The organism is Brevibacterium sp. R8603A2, assembly GCF_023072605.1.
Lineage (GTDB): Bacteria > Actinomycetota > Actinomycetes > Actinomycetales > Brevibacteriaceae > Brevibacterium > Brevibacterium pityocampae.
In genome coordinates this window covers 89,464-112,306 of sequence record NZ_JALLGN010000005.1, presented here as the reverse complement: position 1 = coordinate 112,306, position 22,843 = coordinate 89,464, and the positions used below count along the sequence as shown (strand labels likewise).

General features: G+C 70.4%; 19 protein-coding genes. 10 read left to right on the top strand and 9 right to left on the bottom strand.

Going from position 1 to position 22,843, the window contains the following annotated elements; all coding sequences use genetic code 11:
* Positions 1–8: 8 nt before the first annotated feature.
* The 4 genes from MTQ12_RS06510 to MTQ12_RS06495 all read right to left on the bottom strand — a co-directional run bounded on the left by MTQ12_RS06510 (position 9) and on the right by MTQ12_RS06495 (position 6,440).
* Positions 9–1,823, bottom strand: a complete 1,815-nt coding sequence (locus tag MTQ12_RS06510) for an ABC transporter ATP-binding protein (RefSeq protein WP_247425253.1) — start codon at positions 1,821–1,823, stop codon at positions 9–11.
* A 1-nt stretch (position 1,824) separates the two neighbouring features.
* The gene (locus tag MTQ12_RS06505) at positions 1,825–2,931 is read right to left on the bottom strand and encodes an ABC transporter permease (RefSeq protein WP_247425251.1); all 1,107 of its coding nucleotides are present in this window, start codon (positions 2,929–2,931) and stop codon (positions 1,825–1,827) included.
* Positions 2,928–4,469, bottom strand: coding sequence for an ABC transporter permease (locus MTQ12_RS06500; protein ID WP_137319352.1), 1,542 nt, complete (start codon positions 4,467–4,469; stop codon positions 2,928–2,930). Before MTQ12_RS06500 ends, MTQ12_RS06505 begins: the two co-directional genes overlap by 4 nt.
* Before the next feature lie 135 nt (positions 4,470–4,604).
* A complete protein-coding gene (locus MTQ12_RS06495) occupies positions 4,605–6,440 on the bottom strand; it encodes an ABC transporter family substrate-binding protein (RefSeq protein WP_247425249.1) in 1,836 nt (611 codons plus the stop codon).
* A 210-nt stretch (positions 6,441–6,650) separates the two neighbouring features.
* Between MTQ12_RS06495 and MTQ12_RS06490 the strand changes: the two genes are divergently transcribed.
* The 7 genes from MTQ12_RS06490 to MTQ12_RS06460 all read left to right on the top strand — a co-directional run bounded on the left by MTQ12_RS06490 (position 6,651) and on the right by MTQ12_RS06460 (position 13,709).
* Positions 6,651–7,226, top strand: coding sequence for a PH domain-containing protein (locus MTQ12_RS06490; protein ID WP_137319351.1), 576 nt, complete (start codon positions 6,651–6,653; stop codon positions 7,224–7,226).
* Positions 7,227–7,346: 120 nt separating this feature from the next.
* The gene (locus tag MTQ12_RS06485; RefSeq protein ID WP_247425246.1) at positions 7,347–9,512 is read left to right on the top strand and encodes a nicotinamide-nucleotide amidohydrolase family protein; all 2,166 of its coding nucleotides are present in this window, start codon (positions 7,347–7,349) and stop codon (positions 9,510–9,512) included.
* Entirely contained in the window at positions 9,509–10,705 is a 1,197-nt protein-coding gene (locus MTQ12_RS06480) for a zinc-dependent alcohol dehydrogenase (RefSeq protein WP_247425244.1), read from the top strand. Before MTQ12_RS06485 ends, MTQ12_RS06480 begins: the two co-directional genes overlap by 4 nt.
* Positions 10,706–10,884: 179 nt before the next feature.
* Entirely contained in the window at positions 10,885–11,172 is a 288-nt protein-coding gene (locus MTQ12_RS06475) for a DUF6480 family protein (protein ID WP_217494841.1), read from the top strand.
* A gap of 10 nt (positions 11,173–11,182) precedes the next feature.
* Positions 11,183–12,091, top strand: coding sequence for an SDR family oxidoreductase (locus MTQ12_RS06470; protein WP_137319347.1), 909 nt, complete (start codon positions 11,183–11,185; stop codon positions 12,089–12,091).
* A 245-nt stretch (positions 12,092–12,336) separates the two neighbouring features.
* Positions 12,337–12,942, top strand: coding sequence for a hypothetical protein (locus tag MTQ12_RS06465; RefSeq protein ID WP_247425241.1), 606 nt, complete (start codon positions 12,337–12,339; stop codon positions 12,940–12,942).
* Positions 12,943–12,953: 11 nt separating this feature from the next.
* Positions 12,954–13,709, top strand: a complete 756-nt coding sequence (locus MTQ12_RS06460) for a hypothetical protein (RefSeq protein WP_247425239.1) — start codon at positions 12,954–12,956, stop codon at positions 13,707–13,709.
* On the opposite strand, the gene MTQ12_RS06455 is transcribed toward MTQ12_RS06460, so the two are convergent.
* The 5 genes from MTQ12_RS06455 to MTQ12_RS06435 all read right to left on the bottom strand — a co-directional run bounded on the left by MTQ12_RS06455 (position 13,710) and on the right by MTQ12_RS06435 (position 18,927).
* Positions 13,710–14,363, bottom strand: a complete 654-nt coding sequence (locus MTQ12_RS06455; protein WP_137319345.1) for an MBL fold metallo-hydrolase — start codon at positions 14,361–14,363, stop codon at positions 13,710–13,712.
* A 91-nt stretch (positions 14,364–14,454) separates the two neighbouring features.
* Entirely contained in the window at positions 14,455–15,531 is a 1,077-nt protein-coding gene (locus MTQ12_RS06450; protein WP_247425238.1) for an NADH:flavin oxidoreductase/NADH oxidase, read from the bottom strand.
* Between the two features lie 73 nt (positions 15,532–15,604).
* A complete protein-coding gene (locus MTQ12_RS06445; protein ID WP_247425237.1) occupies positions 15,605–17,272 on the bottom strand; it encodes a DASS family sodium-coupled anion symporter in 1,668 nt (555 codons plus the stop codon).
* Positions 17,273–17,352: 80 nt separating this feature from the next.
* Positions 17,353–18,126 carry an alpha/beta fold hydrolase gene (locus tag MTQ12_RS06440; RefSeq protein WP_247425236.1) on the bottom strand — a complete coding sequence of 258 codons (774 nt, stop codon included), beginning with the start codon at positions 18,124–18,126 and terminating at the stop codon, positions 17,353–17,355.
* A 162-nt stretch (positions 18,127–18,288) separates the two neighbouring features.
* A complete protein-coding gene (locus tag MTQ12_RS06435) occupies positions 18,289–18,927 on the bottom strand; it encodes a thymidine kinase (RefSeq protein ID WP_137319341.1) in 639 nt (212 codons plus the stop codon).
* Positions 18,928–19,053: 126 nt separating this feature from the next.
* Here MTQ12_RS06435 and MTQ12_RS06430 point away from each other — a divergent pair, with 126 nt between their 5' ends.
* The 3 genes from MTQ12_RS06430 (at position 19,054) to MTQ12_RS06420 (ending at position 22,801) form a co-directional block, all read left to right on the top strand.
* Positions 19,054–21,279 (top strand): NADP-dependent isocitrate dehydrogenase, encoded by a 2,226-nt coding sequence (locus MTQ12_RS06430; RefSeq protein WP_247425235.1) that lies wholly within the window; start codon positions 19,054–19,056, stop codon positions 21,277–21,279.
* A 170-nt stretch (positions 21,280–21,449) separates the two neighbouring features.
* Entirely contained in the window at positions 21,450–21,914 is a 465-nt protein-coding gene (locus MTQ12_RS06425) for a LapA family protein (RefSeq protein WP_137319339.1), read from the top strand.
* Positions 21,914–22,801 carry a rhodanese-like domain-containing protein gene (locus tag MTQ12_RS06420; protein WP_247425234.1) on the top strand — a complete coding sequence of 296 codons (888 nt, stop codon included), beginning with the start codon at positions 21,914–21,916 and terminating at the stop codon, positions 22,799–22,801. Before MTQ12_RS06425 ends, MTQ12_RS06420 begins: the two co-directional genes overlap by 1 nt.
* The last annotated feature ends 42 nt before the right edge of the window (positions 22,802–22,843 follow it).

Below are 22,843 nucleotides of genomic sequence, written 5' to 3'. Positions count from 1 at the left end.
GGACGGCCTCACTCCGCGGTCGCCTCGAGCATCGCGTCGCGGGTCTCGCGGCGGCGGCGCTGCTCCTCGGGATCGGGCACCGGCACCGCGGCGAGCAGCCGGCGCGTGTAGGGGTGGAGCGGGGCGGAGATCACCGCCGACGACGGCCCGACCTCGACGATGTGGCCGTGGCGCATGACCGCGATCCGCGCCGCCACGCTCTCCACCACCGCGAGGTCGTGGGAGATGAACAGGCAGGCGAAGCCGTACTCGGCCTGGAGGTCGGAGAACAGCCGCAGCACCTTCGCCTGCACCGACACGTCGAGCGCGGAGGTGGGCTCGTCGGCGATGAGGAGCTTGGGCTTGAGCGCGAGCGCGCGGGCGATGCCGATCCGCTGGCGCTGGCCGCCGGACAGCTCGTGCGGGTAGCGGTTGCGCATGGAGCGCGGCAGCTCGACGGAGTCGAGGAGCGCCTCCACCCGGTCGCTCAGCGGCCTGCCCTTGAGGTTCTCGTGGAGGAGCAGCGGCTCCCCGATGCTCTCCCCCACCGGCAGGCGCGGGTTGAGCGAGGAGCCGGGGTCCTGGAACACGATCCCGACGTCGCGGCGGTGCTTGCGCAGCTGGGAGTTCTTCAGCCCCGTGATGTCGGTGCCGACGACCTCGATCGAGCCCTCGACCACCGGCAGCAGGCCGAGCGCGGCGCGCCCGATCGTCGTCTTGCCGGAACCGGACTCCCCCACGAGGCCGATGACCTCGCCGGGTCCGATCCCGAGGTCGATCCGGTGGGCGGCGCGGAACGCCTTCTGCCGACCGCTCGCCGGGTACTCGATGGACGCCCCGCGCAGGCGCAGCGCCGGCACCCCCGTGTCTGAGCTCTCCCCACCCGGGTGGACGAGCATGTCGGTGGAGTCGAGGGACACCTCGAGCGGGGCGGTCTCGGCTTCCCGGTCCGCCGCGACCACCGTGTGGTCGGGGTCCTCCGACATCGCCGCGAGGTCGATCCCGCCGAGCGCCCCGCCGCGCACGTTCGCCCCGAGGTGGGGCACGGAGTCGAGGAGCTGGCGAGTGTAGGGGTGCTGGGGGGCGCCGAAGATCTCCGCCGAGGTGCCGGCCTCGACGACGCGCCCGTTGCGCATGACGATGATCCGGTCGGCCATGTCGGCGACGACGCCCATGTCGTGGGTGATGAGGATGATCCCGGAGTCGATCCGCTCGCGCAGGTCGCGCATGAGCTTGAGGATCTCCGCCTGCACCGTGACATCGAGCGCGGTGGTCGGCTCGTCGGCGATAAGCAGCGTGGGATCGCAGGCGAGCGCCTGGGCGATCATGATGCGCTGCCGCTGGCCGCCGGAGAGCTGGTGCGGGAAGGAGGAGAAGCGCTTCTCCGGGTCCGGGATCTCGACGAGCCGCATGAGCTCGAGCGCCCGCTCCTTGGCCGCGCTCGGCCCCATGTCGAAGTGCGTGCGCAGCGTCTCGACGATCTGGTAGCCCACGGTGTAGACCGGGTTGAGGGCGGTCATCGGCTCCTGGAAGATGATCGAGATGTCGTCGCCGCGGACCTCGCGCATCTGCGACTGCGGCATCCCGATGAGCTCGCGGCCGCGGAGCTTCGCGGACCCGGAGGCCCGCCCGTTGGCCGGGAGCAGCCCGATGAGCGACATCGACGACTGCGACTTGCCCGAACCGGACTCGCCGACGATCGCGAGGACCTCGCCGGGGTGGACGTCGTAGCTGATGTTCTCCGCGGCGGTGAACCATTCGCCGCCCACCCAGAAGCGGACCCCGAGGTCGCGCACCGAGAGCACGGGCGCGCCGGCCGCTACTGCGTCTGTGGTGTCCAACATGTCATTCCTCCGTCGGGCGCGGGCCCGGTTCGGCAGTGTTCGGATGGGTCGCGGCGTCGCCGCGGATGCCGCCGGCGGCGGGCGCCTCGGCCTCCCGCTTCGCCGCCCGGTCCATCTGGCGCTGACTGGGAATCTTCTTCTGACGGGGGTCGTTCGCATCGCGCAGGCCGTCGCCGATGAAGTTGATGCACAGCGCGATGACGATGATGAACAGGCCCGGCCACCAGAACAGCCAGGGGCGGGTGGAGAACGCGGTCTGGTACTCGTTGATGAGCGCGCCGAGCGACACCTCGGGCGAGCGGATGCCGAACCCGAGGAAGCTCAGCGCCGTCTCGAGCACGATCGCCTGGCTCATGAGCAGCGTGGTGTTGACGATGACGACGCCGAGCGCGTTGGGGAGCATGTGTTTGAACATGATCCGGAAGTCCGAGGCGCCGGCGACGCGCGCGGAGTCGACGAACTCGCGCTCGCGCAGGGCGAGGAACTCGCCGCGCACCAGGCGGGCGAGGCCGGTCCACAGGATCGCGCCGAGCGCCACGCCGAGCATGACGGCGTTCGAGTTCGACACGAGCTTGCCGAGGATCGCGCCGACGACGATCGTCGGCAGGATGATGAAGCCGTCGGTGATCCGCATGAGGGCGGCGTCGAGCCAGCCGCGGTAGAACCCGGCGAGCGCGCCGACGACGGTGCCGATGACCATGGAGATCGCGCCGATGATGAGCATGACCATGATCGAGATCTGGGTGCCCTTCATCACCCGCGCGAAGTTGTCGCGGCCGATGTCGTCCTGCCCGAACGGGTGCGGTCCAAGGTCGAACGGATCGGCGAGCGACCACGTGGGTGCGCCGGAGGGGTTGATCACCGGGTTCGACGACTGATGGCCGTGGATCCACCAGCCCGGGATCGGACCGACCCCCTGCGAGGTGAAGGCGAGCAGCGCGACGAGCCCGAGCACGGTGAACCCGACGATCGCACCGGTGTGGCGGATGAACTTGCGCCACACGATGGCCGACTGGGACAGGCCCTCGGTCTCCTTGAGCTCGATCGAGCTGTTCTCCCCGTCGCCGTGGGCCTCGGGGGTGTCGTGGGTTTTCAGTGGTGTGCTCATGCTTGCACCCGGATTCGCGGATCGAGGACGGCGTACAGGAAGTCGGCGACGAGGTTGGCGACCATCGCGAGGATGCCGGTGATGAGGATGTAGGCCATGACGGGTTCGAGCTCGTTGCGGTTCATCGCATCGATGAACATCTTGCCCATCCCGTTCCAGCCGAAGATCGTCTCGGTGATGACGGCGCCGCCGATGAGGGTGATGATGTCGACCGGGATGATCGAGGCGAGCGGCAGCAGCGCGTTGCGCAGCGCGTGCCGCATGATCACCGTGCGCTCACCGAGCCCCTTGGCCCGGGCGGTGCGGATGTAGTCCTGATTCATCACCTCGAGCATCGACCCGCGGGTGTAGCGGGTGTAGGTGGCGAAGGAGATGAGGATGAGTGCGATCGACGGCAGCAGCAGGTGGGTGAAGGTGTCGAGGTTGAGGAACCAGAAGCTCCCCTCGATGTTCGGCGTCGAGGCGCCGATCGTGGCGACCGGCCGGCCGTTGATCGCCGGGTGCCGGTTGTAGGCGCCCCACTCCTGGAAGACCCGGTCGAAGAACACGACGACGGAGATGATCACGGCGATGATCGCGCCGGTGCGCGCCGAGGCCCACTTGTCCGGGCCGCCGAACGCCAGCCCCACCCCGAGGCCGACGAGCACGGTGACGACGGCGAGGCCGAGGACGAGGAACCAGTTCATCGGCACGTAGTAGAAGAGCCACTGGAGCGGGATGTAGAGCGCGATGCCGAGCACCGCGACGGTGAGCCCGGAGAAGAGCGAGCGGCGGTTCTTCAGGCCGGTCGACAGGAACACGACGACGATCGCCGCGGCGAGGCCGGTGACGGCGACGCCGACGATGCCGACGCTCGGGCTCTGGAACCAGCCGGTGGCGAGGATGTAGTAGATCGTCGCGAAGGTCGCGGCGGCGGCGACGAGGAAAGTGATGAGCCGCCGCTTCGCGGTTCCGCCGAGCGCGGCCATCCAGAACAGGCCGGCGAACACGGTGAGGACGATGATCGGCGTCCAGCCGACCGCCGGGTCGCCGAGGAAGTTGTTGAAGCGGATGGCCCCGTACTGCTTGAGCAGCACCGCGACCCAGAACACCGGCAGCGAGTAGAGGAGGAAGGAGACGAAGGTGATGAAGTAGTCGAAGCCGGTGTACTGGCGGATCGCGGAGATCATGCCGACGCCGATGCCGAGCACGATCGAGACGATCGTGGCAGCGGTGACGAGCTTGATCGTGTTGCCGATCGCGCCCGGGAGCATCGAGGTGACCTCCTGGCCGCTCTGCCACGCGGTTCCGAGGTCGCAGGAGCCGATGAGGCACCCGCCGACGCCGCCGAGCCACAGGAAGTAGCGGACGATGACGGGGGTGTCGAGGTTGAGGAGGCGGGTGCGGCTCTCGTAGAGCGCGGCGATGTTCGGCGAGGTCGAGGTCCGCAGGTCGTAGTAGTAGTCCATCGCCGCGTCGAGCAGCAGATAGATGACGAAGGAGACGACGAGCAGGACGAGGGCCGAGGACAGGAATCGGCGGAGCAGGAATGTGAGCATAGGGGCTTCCGGCGGGCTCTGGGCCGGTGAACCTCACCGGTGGCGCCACCCGTGGAACGGGGTGACGCCACCGGGTCCGATCACGCGGCGGACGGAGGGTACCGCGGGGCCTCACGGCCCGCGGACCGGGCGTGATCAGGAGACCTGCCACTCCCAGTAGTTCCAGAACATCGTCGGGGACACCGTGGTGGAGCTGGCGCCCTGGACGCGGTCGCGGTAGATGAGGAGCTCGGGGTGCTGGAAGATCGGCACACCGAAGCCGTCCTCGAGCAGGGCCCGCTCGACCTCGGCGATGCCCTCCTCCTGCGCGGCCTCGTCGGTCTCGCTGAGGAGATCGTCGAGCATCCCGTCGACCTCCTCGCTGCTGAAGCCGCCGTAGTTGTTCTGCGCTCCGGACCGCCAGTTGGCGTCGACGTCCGACACACCGGTGGTGGTCGACTGCCAGCCGAAGAGCGAGGCGTCGTAGGTGCCGTCGCCGAGGCGGGTGCCCCAGTTGTCGTCACCGTCCTCGATCACGGTGAAGCCGGCCTCCTCAGCGGATTCCTTGATGAGCTGGAACTGCTGGGCGCGGCGCTGGTTGGACGCACCGTAGAGGAAGCGCACCTCGGGCGCCTCGACGCCGGCCTCCTCGAGGAGCGCCTTGGCGCCCTCGATGTCGGCGGCCGCCGGGTACATGTCGCTGCCGTTGTTCTCCACCACGCCGTCGTACATCGGTGCGCCGGGCACCTGATAGAGCGAGTCGCGGACGACCGCGGCGTCGTTGAGCGGCTTGATGATCGTCTCGACGATCTGCTCGCGCGGGATCGTCATGAGGAACGCCTGGCGCACCTTCTTGGCCTTCTCCTCGTCGCCGTCGTAGGTCGCCGGGTCGAAGGGGCCGTTGTTATTGAATGTGAGATCGACGTGCTCGTAGGTCGCGCCGTCGCCGGTGTCGACGGTGACGCCCTCGATCCCCTCGGCCGCCTGGAGGACGTCCGCGGTGGCCTGCGGCTGGGTGATGTCGACCTCGCCGTTCTCGATCGCCTGAACCATCGCCATCGGGTCCTCGTTGTACCGGAAGGTGACGGTCTGCACCTGGGTCTCGGTCGGGCCCCAGTAGTTCTCGTCGGCCTCGAGGGTGAGGTACTGGCCCTCCTCGAAGGCGGTCATCTTGTAGGGACCGTTGTGGACGAGGAGATCGGGGTCGTCGGGCAGCGAGGTGAAGTCGAACGCGGTGTTCCACGTGTTCGAGATCTTAGACAGCGCCTCGGCGTCCTCGTTCTCGAGCGCGTCGAGGATCTCCTGCTTCGCCGCCGCGGCGTCCTCGGTGCCGAGGGCCTTCTTGCCGACGATGTGGGCGGGCACGCCGATGCCGTCGCCGCCGAGACCGAGCGAGGTCTCCCAGTCGGCGAAGGGCTTGGAGTACTCGAAGGTGATCTCCTTGCCGTCCTCGGAGATCTCCGGGAAGTCCTCGATGAGGCCGGGGCCGATGTTCGAGGAGTCGAAGTAGACGGTGCCCTCGGGGTTCTCCTGGACGTTGCCCTCGTCGTCGTTGTTCGACTCGACGGTGTTGAAGTTCGCCGACTGCGCGGCCCAGGTGAGCACGAGGTCGGCGGCGTCGATCGGGGTGCCGTCGGACCACGCGGCGTCGGCGTTGAGGGTGTACTTGACCTGCAGCGGATCCTCGGAGACCTGCTCGACGGTGCCGAGCGTGCCGTCCTGCAGCTCGAGGTTGTCGTCGTAGTACTTGAAGTTGTCGTTCATCATGTACGTGACGATCGAGTTGGCCACCGCGTTGCCGTTGGCGGTCATGGTGTTCGTCGAGCGGAAGGGCTCGTTCCAGCCGACGTTGATGACGGAGTCGCCGCCGCCCTCACCGCCGCCCTCTCCTCCGCCGTCGCCGCCGCTGCCGCCGCCGGGCGGGGTGCATGCGCTGAGCACCAGTGCGGCGGCCGCCAGGCCTGCTCCGCTTGCGAGAAGTCGTCTCTTCACCGTGTTCGCTCCCTCGAGGGTTCGTGGACCTGCAGGTCCGACCAGGTGTCGTGCTCCACCGTGCGCTCATCGAGCGGTCAACTACAGTGGTCGGAACACAACACGAATTGATGAGGACACTAATGCGCCGCGTGTGATTCGCGTCTCATATGCCGGAATAATCGGGCGATCGTTATCAATTCGAGACACCGTCCGAGCCGAGCCGGAGCCATGACCGCGCACACCCCTCCCCCGCCCTCGCCGCAGCCCTCGGTGCTGCGCACCGGCGGCTCCCGCCTCATCGTCTCCGCAGTGGGTCTGACCTGCGCGATCGCCCTCGTCACGGTGATGCTCCAGGCGCCTCCGGGGCGCGCCGCCGGGCTCGCGGGGATCGCCGTCGGCCCGGCCGTCCTCGCCTGGGTCCTCTACGGCCACCCGCACCTGCGGATCGCCCCGCACGGGCTGTGGATCGCCAACCCGCTGCGCAGCCACGAAGTCCCGTGGCCGGCGATCACCGGGATCGACGAGCGCCTCGGGCTCAGCGTCGAGCGCGCCGACGGCCGACCGATCGCCGCCTGGGCCCTCCCGGCGGCCGGCCGCCGGGTCGTCCGGCGGGCCGGCGCCCGGCCGACGGTCACCGCCCGCACCTCGCCGCAGATCGCCGCCGTGCACGAGGCGCGCGCCGCCTCGGCCACCGCCCCCGCCGCGGTCCCCGGGACCGGGGTCGAGTCCCGCTGGAACGTCCCCAACCTCGTCCTCCTCGCACTCGCCTCCGGCTGGTTCGCGATCGGCCTCGCGACGCTCTGAACGCCCGGAGGAATCACAAGGAAGCTTGATGCTCGAACCCTCGACACGTCGGGCGGGCACGCGGTAGGTTCGGTGCACCCGGTGGTGCTCGTCGCACTGCCGCTCGACCGAGAGGATCCCATGCGAGTCGCAGTCGTCGGCGCCACCGGCAACGTCGGAACCGCAGTGCTCACCGCGCTGCACGAGCACCCGGAGGTGGCGGAGGTCCTCGGCATCGCCCGCCGGATGCCGGACGAGTCCCGTCCTCCCTACAGCGCGTGCCAGTGGATGTCGATCGACATCGGGGCCGCGCTCGATCCCGACGCCGCCGTCGCGCAGCTCACTCGAGCGTTCTCCGGGATCGACGCGGTCGTCCATCTCGCCTGGCTCATCCAGCCGAACTCGGACCGAGAGCTGCTGCGCCGGGTCAACGTCGAGGGCACCGCGCACGTCGCCCGCGCCGTCGCCGCGGCCGGCGTGCCGCACCTCGTCGTGGCCTCGTCGGTGGGCGCGTACTCGCCGGCCCAGGACGACCGGCCGCACGACGAGACCTGGCCGCGCGGAGGCATCCCGAGTTCGCACTACAGCGTCGACAAGGCGGCCCAGGAACGGCTGCTCGACGAGTTCGCCGCCGCCCACCCGAAGATCCTCCTCACCCGTCTGCGGCCCGCCCTGACCTTCCAGGCCGCGGCCGCCTCGGAGATCCAGCGGTACTTCCTCGGGGACCTGGCACCGGTGCAGGCCCTGCGCGTCGGGCGCCTGCCGGCTCTGCCGGTGCCGAAGGGGCTGCGCGTCCAGGCGGTGCACTCCGCCGATGTCGGCCGCGCCTATGCGGCGGCCGTGGCCACGCGCGCTCCCGGTGCGTTCAACATCTGCACCGATGACGTGCTCGGCGCTCAGGAGCTCGCCGACCTCGTCGATCACGGACGCTTCGTCGAGCTGCCGGTGGGGGCGGTGCGCGCCGCCCTTGCCGCCGCCCATCGGACCGGAGCCGTGCCGGCGGATCCGGGGTGGCTCGACATGGGGATGCAGGTCCCGGTGATGGACGGCTCCCGCGCCCGCAGAGAGCTCGCCTGGGAGCCGCAGCACACCGCTGCGGAGACGCTCGAGGAGCTGCTGGCCGCCCTGTCCGAGGGACAGGGCGGCGACTCCGTGCCGCTCCGGCCGCGCGACGAGCGCCGACTGCGGACTGCCGTGGGCGGCCCGGATCGGGATCGTGACGAGGGAACGCCGGCGATCGCCGCGGTCGTCGACCGGGACCTCCTGGGCCTGTACCTCTCCGATCACCTCACCGGCGCGACCGCGGGCGTGGAGCGGATCGAGCGGATGGCCGAGGCCTACGCGGACTCGCCGGTGTTCGCCCGCCTGTCCTCCCTCGCCGAGGAGATCCGCGGCGAGCGCGAGCTCCTCCGCCGGATCATCCGGCGACTCGGGCTCAAACAGCTCCCTCACCGTCAGGCGCTGTCGTGGGCCGGGGAGAGAGCCGCGCGCCTCAAGACCAACGGCACCCTGCTCTCCCGATCCCCCATGACCCTCGTGCTCGAGGCCGAGCTCATGCGCAGCGCGGTGGTCGGCAAGCGCGGCGGCTGGCAGACGCTGGAGACCAACGCCCACCTGCTCGATCTCGATCCGAGCACATTCGCCGGCCTGACCCGGCAGGTCGATGCGCAGCTCGCGATCCTCGACGAGGTCCATGCCTATGCCCGGGCGCGGGCGTTTCGCACCGACCGCGATACGCTCGGACCGGCCGACACCGACCAGCACGACGCACCCACAACACGACGCACCCAAGGAGACCCGATGCCATCCCCGCAGGACACCGAGACCGCAGCTGCCGACACCGCCGAGGAGATCGCGCGGCTCGCCCTCGCCCACGATTTCACCGTCGCGGTCGCCGAATCGCTCACCGGCGGGAAGATCGCCGTGCAGTTCGCCGCCGCCCCGAAATCCTCGGAATGGTTCGCCGGAGCCGTGGTGAGCTACCAGAGCGCGGTCAAACACAGTGCCCTCGGAGTCCCGGAGGGCCCGGTGATCAGCGAGGCCGCCGTAACCGCGATGGCCGCCGGAGCGGCCCGGCTGATGGGCGCCGATGCCGTCGTCGCCGCCTCCGGAGCGGGGGGCCCCGGGGATCAGGAGGGCAAGCCACCGGGCACCACCTGGCTCGCGGTCGACGTCCGCGGCCGCACGCGCACCGCGCTCCACCGCTTCGACGGCGGGCCGCTTCAGGTGCTGACGCAGACCCAGGAGCATGCTTTGGGCCTGCTCCGCGACGTCATGGCCGAGGACCGCGCGGAGGGCGGATCATGAGGGCGGTGACCTGGCAGGGCAAACGGAAGGTCGCCGTGGAGACCGTTCCGGACCCCGTGCTGCAGCAGCCCGACGACGCGATCATCGAGGTAACATCGACTGCAATCTGCGGTTCGGACCTCCATCTCTACGAGGTGCTCGGCCCGTTCATGGATCCCGGTGACATCGTCGGACACGAACCCATGGGGATCGTGGTCGAGGCCGGGAGGGACACCCGACTGGCGGTCGGCGATCGCGTGGTCGTGCCCTTCACGATCTCCTGCGGCCGGTGCTGGATGTGCGAGCGCGGGCTGTTCTCCCAGTGCGAGACCACCCAGGTGAGGAGCCACGGATCGGGCGCGGCGCTGTTCGGTTACTCGCGCCTCTACGGCTCCGTGCCGGGCGGCCAGGCCGAGTTCCTGCGCGTCCCGCACGCGGACTTCGGACCGATTCGGGTCGGCACGGAGCTGCCCGACCATCGCTACCTCTTCCTCAGCGACATCCTCCCCACGGCGTGGCAGGGGGTGAGGTACGCCGGTGTCGGGGCCGGGGACACCCTCGCCGTGCTCGGCCTCGGTCCGGTCGGCCAGTTCGCGGCGCGGATCGGCGTGCACCGGGGGGCCCGCGTGTTCGGCATCGACCCGGTGCCCGAACGGCGGGAGATGGCCGCGCGCCACGGGGTCGAGGTGTTCGACCCCGGGTCCGACACGATCGCGGCGATCCGGGAGGTGTGCGGCGGCCGCGGCCCCGACGCCGTCGTCGATGCCGTCGGCATGGAGGCGCATGGGTCCCCTCTCGGCGGCGCTGCACACGCAGCCGTCGGCCTGCTGCCCGATGCCCTGGGCCGGCGTCTCATGGAGACCGGCGGCGTCGACCGGCTGGCCGCCCTCCACGCCGCGATCGACCTCGTACGCCGCGGCGGCACCGTCTCGCTCAGCGGCGTCTACGGCGGTCAGGCGAGCCCGATGCCGATGCTCACGCTGTTCGACAAGCAGATCCAGCTGCGGATGGGCCAGTGCAACGTCAAGCGCTGGATCGACGATCTGCTGCCGCTCGTCGAGGACCCTGCCGATCCGCTCGGGATCGATGACCTCGTCACCCACCGGGTGCCGCTCGGGGCCGCACCGCAGGCGTACGCGATGTTCCAGCAGAAGTCCGACGGGTGCATCAAAGTCGTCCTCGATCCCCGGAAGGAACACCATGTCCAGCCCTGACACCGAGCGTGCGCACCGCTGACGGGGCCATCTCAGAAATCACAAGGGAACTTGTCCCATGAACCATTGTTGGCCGCGGTCTGCGCGAGTAGGATGGGAGCCGTGATCCCACCCGGTCGTCCGGACCGGGTCCACGTGCGGCCGTCCCGCTCGTCGGCCGCGGAGAGGACGAGTGCGATATGAGCACGAACGACCCCCGCAGCACCCCCGATCCGATGAACACCGAGCACACGGAGCAGAACCCGAACCTCGACCCCGACCCACGCGGGGATGCCGACCTCGAACCCGGGGGCGGCGTCCGGCCCGGCGACACTCCGCCGGAGTCGCAGTCGGCGACCTCGACCCCGCCTCACCAGCCCGAGGCCTCGTCGTCGGGCTCGAAGGGTCCCGTGATCGCGATCGTCCTCGTGGTCGCCGCACTGGTGTTCCTGTTCATCGCCTATGCCGTCGGCATCTTCGGTTCCTGAGGAGGCTCCCATGACCGACACCCAGCACACCGACCAGCTCACCTTCCAGAACCCCGTCACCCGCTTCCCGGAGATCTCACCGCCGCAGCAGGATCAGCCCGAGCCGGGCCTCGACCAGCAGCTCGCTCCGCAGACCGACCGCGGACAGCACTCGTACCGCGGGACCGGCCGCCTCGAGGGCAGGCGGGCCCTCATCACCGGCGCCGACTCCGGCATCGGCGCCGCCGTCGCGATCGCCTTCGCCCGCGAAGGCGCCGACGTCGCACTGTCGTACCTCCCGGCGGAGGAGGCCGACGCCCAGGAGATCAAGGGGTTCATCGAGGACTCCGGGCGCCGCGCGTTCCTCTTCCCCGGGGACATCTCCGACCCCGCCTTCTGCACCACGCTCGTCGAGCAGGCGGTCGAGGCGCTCGGCGGCCTCGATGCGCTCGTCAACAACGCGGGTCGGCAGATCGCCGTCGAGGAGTTCGCCGAACTCCCCGACGAGCAGTGGACGCAGACCTTCGCGACGAACATCCACGCGATCTTCCGGATCTCCCAGGCGGCGGTGGAGCACATGCCGCCGGGGTCGACGATCGTGAATTCGACCTCGGTCCAGGCCTACGAGCCCTCGGCCCATCTGCTCGACTACGCCTCGACCAAGGCGGCGATCAACAACTTCACCAAGGGTCTGGCCCAGTCGCTCGCCCCGCAGGGCATCCGCGTCAACGCGGTGGCCCCCGGGCCGATCTGGACCCCGCTCCAGGTGTCGGACGGGCAGCCGAAGGAGGCGCTGCCGGAGTTCGGGAAGAGCACACCGCTCGGCCGTGCCGGCCAGCCCACCGAGCTCGCACCCGCCTATGTGTTCCTCAGCTCACCGGAGTCGAGCTATGTGCTCGGTGAGACGCTCAACGTCAACGGGGGCATGCCGACTCCCTGAGGTCCCCGGCACACCGCGTCCCGGCGCACCCCTGGTCGACCCGCTGCGGCCGCGGTCGGCACGGATGAGACGAGAATGAGACACCCCGCATTTCGTCTCATTCTCGTCTCATCGCAAATGCATAGCCTTACGGTTATGAATGGACAGCGACGTCGATCCTCGCTGGCAGGTTCCGGGACCAGGCATACGACCCGGCGCCCTGCCTCCGGCCCGGTCGGCCCACGCGGGGCGCGTCGGCTCGGCCGGTGGGCGCCGTGATGGTGGACGGCGCTCGCCCTCGCCCTCGTCTGCGTCGCCCTGCGGCAGCGCCGCGCCTGGACGCACCTCGTGCTCGCCGCGACCTCGTCTGGATCATCATCGACGACTCCTTCGAGCTCCACGAGAACTGGGGCGGAGCGCTGTCCGACCGGTTCGCCATCCCCCACATGCTCGGCGTCCGCGGTCACGACATCGGCGAGCTCATGGCCTGGGGTCTCATGGGGCTGCCCGTGCTCATCGCGCTGGTCTTCGCGTGGTGGTTCTCCTCCGTGCACGCCCGCCGTCAGGCCTGGGTGGTCATCGCCGGGATCGCACTCATCGCAGTGTTCGCCGCCGGAGTCGACATGCTCACCCAGGCGTCCTACTGGTGGGGGTGGACCGTCCGACAGCGGTACCTCCTCGACCTCGCCGAATCCGCGGGGGAGCTCGCTTCGATCAGTGTGATCATGCTCTCCTGCCTGTGGTTCGTGTTCATTCAGGGCCGCCCCCGCTACGGCCGGCACTCGGTCCACCACCGCCCGCCGGGAGATCCGGCCCCCCGATCCATCGACACGCCCCCACCGGCCCGCACCTCGGGCCCGGACGACCGATAGGCTGGTCCGTCATGCAGATCTCAAATGTTCGAACACCTGTCCGCGACCTGCTCGGTCGGCGGGCGGTCTGGTGGTGGGCAGCGATCATCGCTTCGGTGATCGTCCTCGCTGTGCTCATCGGGTTCGGCATGCTCCACCGGCTCAACACGACGCGCGGGGCGTTCCCCGCCTTCGCGAATCCGCTGTTCAACGCCGACCGGGACCGCGGCTTCGGCGAGACGCTCGGCTACCTCCAGCTCCTCGTCGCCGCCGCAGCCCTGATCTACACCGCACTCCACCTGCCGCGGGCCTGGGTCCACTATGCGATCGCAGCGTCCTTCCTCGTCGTCATCGCCGACGACAGCCTCGAGCTCCACGAGAACTGGGGCGGCGCGCTCGCCGATCGCCTCGGCTTCGAGTCCGGGTTCGGCCTGCGCGGACAGGATTTCGGCGAGCTGCTCGCCTGCGGACTCATGGGGATCCCGGTTCTCCTGGCGCTCGCGATCACCTGGTTCTTCACCGGGAAGCGCGCGCGCCGACAGGCGTGGGTCATCGTCGGCGGGCTCGCCGCCCTCGTGTTCTTCGCCGCGATCCTCGACATGCTCCACCCGGCGTCGGGTCTGTGGGGCTGGCCGGAGCGGGTGCGCTACGGAGTCACCCTGCTCGAGGTCATCGGGGAGATCGGTGCGATGATCTTCATCATGGCCGCCTCGCTGGTCTTCGCCCTGCGGCAGAGCGTGGAGAAGCACACCGCGCGCGCCGGCCGGGCCGACGCGCGCGGGGACTGATCACCAGCCCCGGTCGCGCCATTCCGGGAGCTGCGGGCGCTCCGCTCCGAGCGTCGTCGTGTCCCCGTGCCCGGGCAGCACCCGGACCTCGTCGTCGAAGCGGTCGAAGATCCGCTCCTCGAGGTCGGTGATGAGCGACTCGAAGTCCTCAGCGCTCCACGTCTTCCCCGGCCCGCCCGGGAACAGGCTGTCGCCGGAGAAGATCACGGTCGTGCCGCCGGAGTCCCGGAGCACGTACGCGATGGAGCCCGGCGTGTGGCCGCGCAGCTCGACGGCCTCGAGCCGGAACCCGGCGAACTCGAGCGTGTCCCCGTGGGCGATCCGCTCGTCGATCCGGGCGCCGGACTCCTCCTCGATCGCGTCCGCGTCGTTCTCCCCGGCCAGCGTCCGCGCGTCGTGCTCCGCGGCGGTCTCGCGCAGCGCCCGCACGTGGTCCCAGTGGCGGTGGGTGGTGAGCACCGTGGTGACGCGGGTGCTGTGCGCGGAGTCCTCGGCCCCTGCGGCGAACAGCTCCCGGATCGCGGGGACGTCGTCGGCGGCATCGATGATCACCTGCTCACCGCTCGTGCGCGCGGTGAGCAGGTAGACGTTGTTCTCCATGTCGGAGACGGACGTCGCGCGGATGACGACGTCGCTGAGTGCGAGCGGTTCCATGGTTCTCCTCCTGTGGTCGTATCGGGTTCTGCGGGTGGCCCCGGTGCTGCCGGGCACCGTGTGATCGTGCCCCGGGTTCGGTCCGGGCTCCTCACCACTTCCCGCGGGTGTACTGCGGCGGGTACGGGGCCTCGCGCCAGCCGACCCCGAGCGCATGGGCGGCGCGCTGCGGCCAGCTCGGCTCCCGCAGCGCGGCCCGGGCGAGCAGCACGACGTCGGCGTCGCCGGTGACGAGCACCCCCTCGGCCTGGGCGGGCTCGGTGATGAGTCCGACGGCGCCGGTGGTGACCCCGGCCGCGGCGATCTCCCCGGCGAGCGGGACCTGGTAGGACGGGCCGAGCGGGATGTCGGCGAGCACGTTGCCGCCGCTCGACACATCGACGAGGTCGACCCCGGCGGTCTGGAGCCGCACGGCGATCTCGGTCGCCTCCGCGACGTCGAAGCCGCCCTCGGTCCACTCCGAGGCGGAGATCCGCACGAGCACCGGCATGGTGTCCGGGACCTCCGCGCGCACCGCCTCGACGACCTCGAACAGGAACCGGGCGCGGTTCTCGAGGGAGCCGCCGTACTCGTCGCTGCGCGTGTTCGACAGGGGCGAGAGGAACTCGTGGATGAGGTAGCCGTGGGCGGCGTGGATCTCGACGGCGTCGAAGCCGACGCGCTCGGCGCGAGCCGCCGCCGCGCCGAAGGCGGCGACCGCCTCCTCGATCTGCGCGACCGTCAGGGCGCGCGGTGCGGCGAGCCCTTCGAACGGGGCCTCCGTCGGTCCGACCGCCTGCCAGCCGCCCTCGGACTCGGGGACCGAACCGGTGGGCTCGCCGACGAACGGCCGGTACGTGCTCGCCTTGCGTCCGGCGTGGGCGAGCTGCACGGCGATCGCCGCCCCCTGCGAGTGGACGAACTCGACGACCCGCGACCATGCCTGCGCCTGCTCGTCGTTCCACAGCCCGGCGTCCTGCGGCGAGATCCTGCCCTCGGGGACGACGGCCGCGGCCTCGGTGATGATGAGCCCGAACCCGCCCTGCGCCCGGGCGCCGAGATGGACGAGGTGCCAGTCGGTCGGCACGCCGTCGCGGGCCTCGCACGAGTACTGGCACATGGGCGCGAGCCAGATCCGGTTGCGCACGGTGAGGCCGCGCAGGGTGATGGGGTCGAAGAGTCGGGGCACTGGGTCTCCTGGTCGTGTTTCGGTGCGGACGGTGGGTCGGTGCAGAGGTGCTCGGCGCGGTGCGCCGGAGCGGTCAGTAGGCGATGCCGAACACCCAGGTGGCCAGGGTCATCGTCACCAGGGTGATGAGGACGACACCGGCGAGGTTGAGCAGCACGCCGCCCTTGACCATCTGCGCGATCGTGACGTAGCCCGATCCGTAGGCCACCGCGTTGGGCGGGGTGGCCACCGGGAGCATGAAGGCGCAGGTCGCCGCGAGGGCGACCGGGATGGTCAGCAGCAGCGGATCGATCTCCAGGCCGACGGCGACCCCGCCCACCACGGGCAGGAACGTCGCGGCCGTCGCCGTGTTCGAGGTGATCTCGGTGAGCAGCAGGATGCCTGCGGCGAGGATGAGGACGAGGACGAGGACCGGCACGCCCGCCAGGCCCTGCGCCGATTCGCCGATCCAGTCGGTGAGCCCGGAGGACGAGAACTGGGCGGACAGCGCGAGGCCGCCGCCGAACAGGAGCAGCACGCCCCACGGGAGCTCGACGGCCGATTCCCAGTCGAGCAGCCGGACCCCGCGCTCGGCGCCGGCGGGGACGATGAAGAGGAGGATGCCGACGACGATCGCGATCCCGGCGTCGGAGATCGGCGGCTCCTCGAACACGAGCGGGATGGTGATCCACGAGGCGGCGGCGAGGACGAAGATCGCGAGCACGAGCTTCTCACCGAGCGACATCGCGCCGAGCTTCTCCTTCTCCGCCGCGATGAGGTCCCTGCCTCCGGGGATCCGATCGGTCTCCGGCTTGAACAGCACCTTGACGAGGAGGAACCACGTGATCGCCATCATCACCAGCGAGAGCGGCACGCCGACGAGCATCCACTGGCCGAAGCCGATGGTGATGTCGTGGTTCTCCTGGAGGTACCCGACGAGCAGGAGGTTGGGCGGGGTGCCGATGATCGTGCCGAGCGAGCCGACGGAGGCCGCATAGGCGATGCCGAGCATGAGGGCGGTGCCGAAGTTCGAGCGCAGCACGCTCGATCTCACCGATTCCCCGCCGGGGCTGTCGACGGCGGCCTCGGAGTCCCTGTCCGCCTCATCGGCCTCGCTGACCTCGGCGAGGGATTCGGAGTCGGAGTCCTTCTCCATCGCCTCGTTGACGAGGACGAGGACGGACAGGCCGATCGGCAGCATGAGCACCGCGGTGGCGGTGTTCGACACCCACATCGAGAGGAAGCCGGTGGCGATCATGAAGCCGGCGATCATCGCCCCGGTGCTCTCCCCCATGAGGGAGAGGACGAACAGCGCGATCCGCCGGTGGAGGTTCCAGCGCTGCATCGCGAGCGCGATGAGGAACCCGCCCATGAAGAGGAAGATCGTGTCCGAGCCGTAGCTCGCCCCGACCGAGGACACCGTCGCCGGCTCCTCCTCCGTGCCGCCGAGCAGCGGGAACACGACGAGCGGCACGAGCGCGGTCGCCGGGATCGGGATCGCCTCGGTCATCCACCACACCGCCATGAGCCCGGCCGCGGCGGCGGTGACGCGCGCGGCCTGCGGCAGGTCGTCCGGCATGATCACCCAGAGCAGGACGGCGGCGAGCAGTCCGCCGACGAATCCGATCCAGCGGATCCGGGTGGTGCCGAGGGAGAAGCCCTCGGCCCGCTCACCGGGTGACTTGAATTCTCTCTCCGTATCGCCCTGCGGCAGCGGCGCGTAGCGCGCCGCGTGCTCTCCGGCGGGTCGGGTCGATGACATGGTGTCCTCTTTCGCTCTCATCGGTCGGGCAGCGGTGATCGGGCGGTCCGGGCTGTGCGCTCGGGCCGGCGGCGACGAGCTCAGTCGAGCCGGGCGCCGAAGAATCCGGAGAGGTGCTCGGCGACGAGCTCGGGGTGCTCGGCGACGGGCAGGTGCGCGGAGTCCGGGACGACGGCGAAGGACGAGCCGTCGATCTGCTCGGCCAGGGCGCGCATCGCCTCGGGCGGGTTGCTCGGGTCCTGGGCACCGGCGAGCAGCAGGAGCGGCACGGTGATCGCTCCCACGGAGCCGCTGAGGTCGAAGCCGGCGAGCGCCTCGCAGCAGTCGATGTAGCCCGCGTCGTCCGTCGCGGCGAGCATCTCGAGGACGATCGGCCCGGCCGCGATGTCCTCGTCGAGGAATCCGGCGGCGAACCAGCGGTCGGCGGTGTCCGGCACGAGGGAGCGGGTGCCGTCGGAGCGGACGTCGGCGATGCGCTGCTCCCAGGTCGCGGCATCGCCGAACCGCGGCGCGCAGCACAGGGCGGCGGCGGCGCGCACCCGATCCGGAGCGCGCAGGGAGAGGGCGAGGGCGATCCCGCCGGAGATCGAGATCCCGGCGTAGAAGAAGGAGTCGGCCCCGAGCTCGTCGGCGATCTCGAGGACGAGGTCGCAGATCTGCTCGATCGTCACCCCGGGGACCCGAGGGCTGCGGCCGTGGCCGGGCAGGTCGAAGGTGACGACGCGGAAGTCGTCGGCCAGACGGTAGGCGGGACCGGCCCACAGCGACCCGGTGGTGCCGAGCGAGGGACCGAGGATGAGGACGGGGGCGGCGGGGTCGGCATCGTTGATGATCGAGTAGGCGAGCTGTGACATCGGCGCTTCACTCCCAGCGGGTCGACACTGATTCCGGCGGTTCACCCCTACTGTATCGGCAGGTCCGGACGCGGGCGGCGGTATCCGGCCCGCGCCTCGGCCCCGGCATCCCCGGTCCGCCGGCCGTCGGTGTCCCGGCCCGCCGGCACATCCGCGCCCGGGTCAGTCCGCGTCGCGCGGGAGACCGGCGGACTCCGCGGCGTAGCAGTGCGCGCACAGCGACTCGTAGGTCACCTCCGCGCCGTCGATCGCCACCTGGTCGCCGTCGAACACGAACCGGCCCTCGACCTTGCGGCCGTTGAACAGCGCCTTGCGCCCGCAGCGGCAGATCGTCTTGAGCTCTTCGAGGGTGTGCGCGATCTCGAGGAGGCGGGCGGAGCCGGGGAACGCCCGGGTGCGGAAATCCGTGCGGATGCCGTAGGTCATCACCGGCACCTCGTGGCGGACCGCGATCCGCAGCAGGTCGTCGACCTGGCGCGGCTCGAGGAACTGCGCCTCGTCGACGAACAGGCAGGCGACCGGGGCGAGCGGCATGTCGAGGTGCGTGAGGAGGGCCGACGGGTCCTCGAGCCCGGCGGTGTCGAGGAAGCGCCGCTCGACGTCCTCCCCGGCGCGGATGAGGAAGTCGACGCGCCTGCGCACCCCGAGCCGGGACACGACCTCGTCGTCGCCCTTGGTGTCGAGGGCGGGCTTGGCGATGAGCACCCGCTGATCGCGCTCCTCGTAGTTGAACGCGGCCTGGAGCAGCGCGGTCGATTTGCCGGAATTCATTGCGCCGTAGCGGAAATAGAGCTTGGCCATGACCGTGCGCACTCCCCTCTGCCCTGTCGCGGCATCCCGAACCGACGCCCTCCAGCATGGTACCGATCCGCCCTCACAGTAGAATCGGTGCGTAAACCCCCTACACGATCTGAGGTTGTCCACCGCATGGCAAAGATCATCTACACCCGCACCGACGAGGCGCCGCTGCTCGCGACTTATTCGCTCAAGCCGATCGTCGAGGCCTTCGCGACCACCGCCGGCGTCGAGGTCGAGACCCGCGACATCTCGCTGGCCGGCCGGATCATCGCCCTGTTCGGCGACCGACTCAACGCCGACCAGGCGATGGACGATGCGCTCGCCGAGCTCGGCGAGCTCACCCAGTCGCCCGAGGCCAACATCATCAAGCTCCCCAACATCTCCGCCTCGGTGCCGCAGCTCAAGGCCGCGATCGCCGAGCTCCAGTCGCAGGGCTACGACATCCCGGACTACCCGGAGGAGCCGTCGACGGACGAGGAGAAGGACGCCCGTGCCCGCTACGACACCGTCAAGGGCTCGGCCGTCAACCCGGTGCTGCGCGAGGGCAACTCGGATCGCCGTGCGCCGAAGGCCGTGAAGAACTTCGCGAAGTCCCACCCCCACTCGATGGGCGAGTGGTCGAAGGATTCGAAGACGAACGTCGCGACGATGGCGGCCGACGACTTCCGCGCGAACGAGAAGTCGCACGTGTTCGACTCCGCCGACACCGTCACCATCCGCCTGCGCACCGCCGCCGGCACCACCGACCTCAAGACCTTCGACGTGCTCGCCGGGGAGATCGTCGACGGCACCTTCATGAAGGCCTCCGCCCTCGACGCGTTCCTCCGCGAGCAGGTGCGGGCGGCGAAGGAGCAGGACGTCCTGTTCTCCGTCCACCTCAAGGCGACGATGATGAAGGTCTCCGACCCGATCATCTTCGGCCACGTCATCGAGGCGTTCTTCCCCGAGGTCTTCGAGCAGTACGGCGAGCAGCTCGCCGCCGCCGGCCTCACCTCCGACAACGGGCTCGGCGCGATCCTCAGCGGCCTCGATGCGCTGCCCCAGGACGTCGCCGAGGGCGTGCGCTCCGGGATCGAGCAGGGGATGGCCGAGGGCCCCGCGCTCGCCCAGGTCAACTCCGACAAGGGCATCACCAACCTCCACGTGCCCAGCGACGTCATCGTCGACGCCTCGATGCCGGCGATGATCCGGATCGGCGGCAAGATGTGGGGCCCCGACGGCGGCGAGGCGGACACCCTCGCGGTCATCCCCGACTCCTCCTACGCCGGGATCTACCAGACCGTCATCGACGACTGCCGCGCCCACGGCGCCTACGACCCGACGACCATGGGCTCCGTGCCCAACGTCGGACTCATGGCGCAGAAGGCCGAGGAGTACGGCAGCCACGACAAGACCTTCGAGATCACCGAGGCCGGCACCGTCGAGGTCGTCGACTCCGCCGGCACGGTGCTCTTCAGCCACGAGGTCGAGCCCGGTGACATCTGGCGCGCCTGCCAGACCAAGGACGTCCCCGTCCGCGACTGGGTCAAGCTCGCCGTCACCCGCGCCCGCCTGTCCGACACCCCGGCCGTGTTCTGGCTCGACGGGACCCGCGCCCACGACCGCAACATCACGGCCAAGGTCGAGGAGTACCTCGAGGAGCACGACACCGAGGGCCTCGACATCCGGATCATGAGCCCGGTGGAGGCCACGCAGTTCTCCCTCGACCGGATCCGCAACGGCGAGGACACGATCTCGGTCACCGGCAACGTGCTGCGCGACTACAACACCGACCTGTTCCCGATCCTCGAGCTCGGCACCTCGGCGAAGATGCTCTCCGTCGTCCCGCTCATCAACGGCGGCGGCCTGTTCGAGACCGGTGCGGGCGGCTCCGCGCCCAAGCACGTCCAGCAGCTCGTGGAGGAGAACCACCTCCGCTGGGACTCGCTCGGCGAGTTCTTCGCGATCGCGGAGAGCTTCCGCCACCTGTTCACCTCGGAGGACAATGCGCGCGCCGGCGTGCTCGCCGACACCCTCGACGACGCGACGGAGACGTTCCTCAACGAGAACCGCTCGCCCTCGCGCAAGGCCGGGGAGATCGACAACCGCGGCAGCCACTTCTACCTCGCGCTCTACTGGGCCGAGGAGCTCGCGCAGCAGACGGAGGACCGGGAGCTCGCCGAGGCGTTCACCCAGATCGCCGAGCAGCTGCGGAGCAGCGAGCAGGCGATCACCGAGGAGCTCCTCGCGGTGCAGGGCTCGCCGGTGGACCTCGGCGGCTACTACCACCCGGATGAGGAGAAGGTCGCCGCGGTGATGCGGCCCTCGCAGACCTTCAACGACATCATGCGGGGACTGGAGAAGAAGGACGTCTGACCGTCCGTCCCACCCTCCCCGTGAGAGTGCAATATCCTGCGGTTCCTGAGAACGGAACCGCAGGATATTGCACTTTCAGGGCCGCGGTGACGTGCGACAATAGGGCAACGACACCGGTCGGCGCGCTCCTCCCGGGCTCACCGGCCGGTCGCCCCCCATCGACGAAGGACATGAGTGCAGTGACCGATCCGTACCGCTCCCCCGACCCGGCCGGCGACCGGCCCCTCGACGCGTACGACCCCGCGCCCGAGGCGCCCGCCGGCACTCACCCGCCCGCGCGCCGGGACGTCCCGCCGGAGCACGACGAGCGCCGCGACGACTCCCGGCACCGCCGCCCGGCCACCGAGCCGCGCCGCTCGGCCGGTGTGTCCGCCGGGGTGTGGATCGCGCTCATCCTCGGCGCGGTGATCCTCGTCCTGCTGCTGATCTTCATCATCCAGAACAACGTCACCGCGCAGTTCCAGTACTTCGGCTGGGAGTTCAGTCTGCCGCTCGGCGTCGCGATGCTCCTCGCCGCGATCGCCGGGATCCTCGTCGCCGGGCTCGCCGGCTCCGTGCGGATCGCGATCCTGTCCCGCCGGCTCAAGAAGGCCGACCGCTCGCTGGCCGAGGTCGAGCGCATCCTGGACCGCTGATGGGTGCCGCACCGCTGCCGCCGGAGTCCGCGCTGCCGGGCATGCTCGTCGACGTCGACTGGCTCGCCGACCACCTCGACGACCCGCAGGTGCTCGTCGTCGACGTCACGGCCTTCCTCACCCGCACCGACACCGGGGTGCGCGCAGAATCCGGGGCGGACGCCTTCCGGGCCGGACACATCCCCGGCGCGGTGTTCGCCGACCTCGTGGACACCTTCACCACCGCGGAACCGGTCCGCTTCACCGCCCTGTCGAGCTCTGCGTTCGCCCGCGCCGCCGGCGGCCTGGGGATCGATGAGCACGTCGACGTGGTCGTCTACGACCACGGGGAGAGCGAATGGGCGACCCGCCTGTGGTGGAACCTCCGGCTCGAGGGCCACGATCGGGTCGCGCTGCTCGACGGCGGCCTGCCCGCCTGGCGGGCGGCCGGTCATCCGCTGGACACCGGAGATGCGCAGCCGGTGCCGCGCACCTTCACCGCGCGGCGCCGCCCGGAACTGCTCGCCGACGCCGCCGCCGTCGAGTCCGCGACAGGCGCGGGAGTCCCGGTGGTCAATGCGCTCGACCCGGACGCCTACTCCGGGCGCACCCGCCCCTACGGCCGCCCCGGCCACATCCCGGGCAGCACGAACTCGTTCTTCCGCGAGCTCTACGACGAGGACCGCGACCATCGCCTCGTCCCGGCCGAGCAGGCGCGCGCAGTGCTCGCCCCGACCGGGATCCTCGACTCCGCGGCCGCGCCGATCGCCTACTGCGGCGGCGGCATCGCCGCGACCCTCGTCGCCTTCAGCGCCGCCCGTCTGGGCCGCCACGACATCGCCGTCTACGACGGGTCGATGACGGAGTGGGTGGCCCAGGGCCATCCCCTGGAGACGACTCCCGACTAGACCCGCGCCACCTCGCCGCCCCATCCGACCCGACACCCGGTA

Coding starts and splice junctions, on each gene's coding strand:
- MTQ12_RS06510 (WP_247425253.1), bottom strand. CDS start 1,823: ATGTTGGACACCACAGACGCAGTAGCGGCCGGCGCGCCCGTGCTCTCG.
- MTQ12_RS06505 (WP_247425251.1), bottom strand. CDS start 2,931: ATGAGCACACCACTGAAAACCCACGACACCCCCGAGGCCCACGGCGAC.
- MTQ12_RS06500 (WP_137319352.1), bottom strand. CDS start 4,469: ATGCTCACATTCCTGCTCCGCCGATTCCTGTCCTCGGCCCTCGTCCTG.
- MTQ12_RS06490 (WP_137319351.1), top strand. CDS start 6,651: ATGACCGCGCACACCCCTCCCCCGCCCTCGCCGCAGCCCTCGGTGCTG.
- MTQ12_RS06485 (WP_247425246.1), top strand. CDS start 7,347: ATGCGAGTCGCAGTCGTCGGCGCCACCGGCAACGTCGGAACCGCAGTG.
- MTQ12_RS06480 (WP_247425244.1), top strand. CDS start 9,509: ATGAGGGCGGTGACCTGGCAGGGCAAACGGAAGGTCGCCGTGGAGACC.
- MTQ12_RS06475 (WP_217494841.1), top strand. CDS start 10,885: ATGAGCACGAACGACCCCCGCAGCACCCCCGATCCGATGAACACCGAG.
- MTQ12_RS06470 (WP_137319347.1), top strand. CDS start 11,183: ATGACCGACACCCAGCACACCGACCAGCTCACCTTCCAGAACCCCGTC.
- MTQ12_RS06460 (WP_247425239.1), top strand. CDS start 12,954: ATGCAGATCTCAAATGTTCGAACACCTGTCCGCGACCTGCTCGGTCGG.
- MTQ12_RS06455 (WP_137319345.1), bottom strand. CDS start 14,363: ATGGAACCGCTCGCACTCAGCGACGTCGTCATCCGCGCGACGTCCGTC.
- MTQ12_RS06445 (WP_247425237.1), bottom strand. CDS start 17,272: ATGTCATCGACCCGACCCGCCGGAGAGCACGCGGCGCGCTACGCGCCG.
- MTQ12_RS06440 (WP_247425236.1), bottom strand. CDS start 18,126: ATGTCACAGCTCGCCTACTCGATCATCAACGATGCCGACCCCGCCGCC.
- MTQ12_RS06435 (WP_137319341.1), bottom strand. CDS start 18,927: ATGGCCAAGCTCTATTTCCGCTACGGCGCAATGAATTCCGGCAAATCG.
- MTQ12_RS06430 (WP_247425235.1), top strand. CDS start 19,054: ATGGCAAAGATCATCTACACCCGCACCGACGAGGCGCCGCTGCTCGCG.
- MTQ12_RS06425 (WP_137319339.1), top strand. CDS start 21,450: ATGAGTGCAGTGACCGATCCGTACCGCTCCCCCGACCCGGCCGGCGAC.
- MTQ12_RS06420 (WP_247425234.1), top strand. CDS start 21,914: ATGGGTGCCGCACCGCTGCCGCCGGAGTCCGCGCTGCCGGGCATGCTC.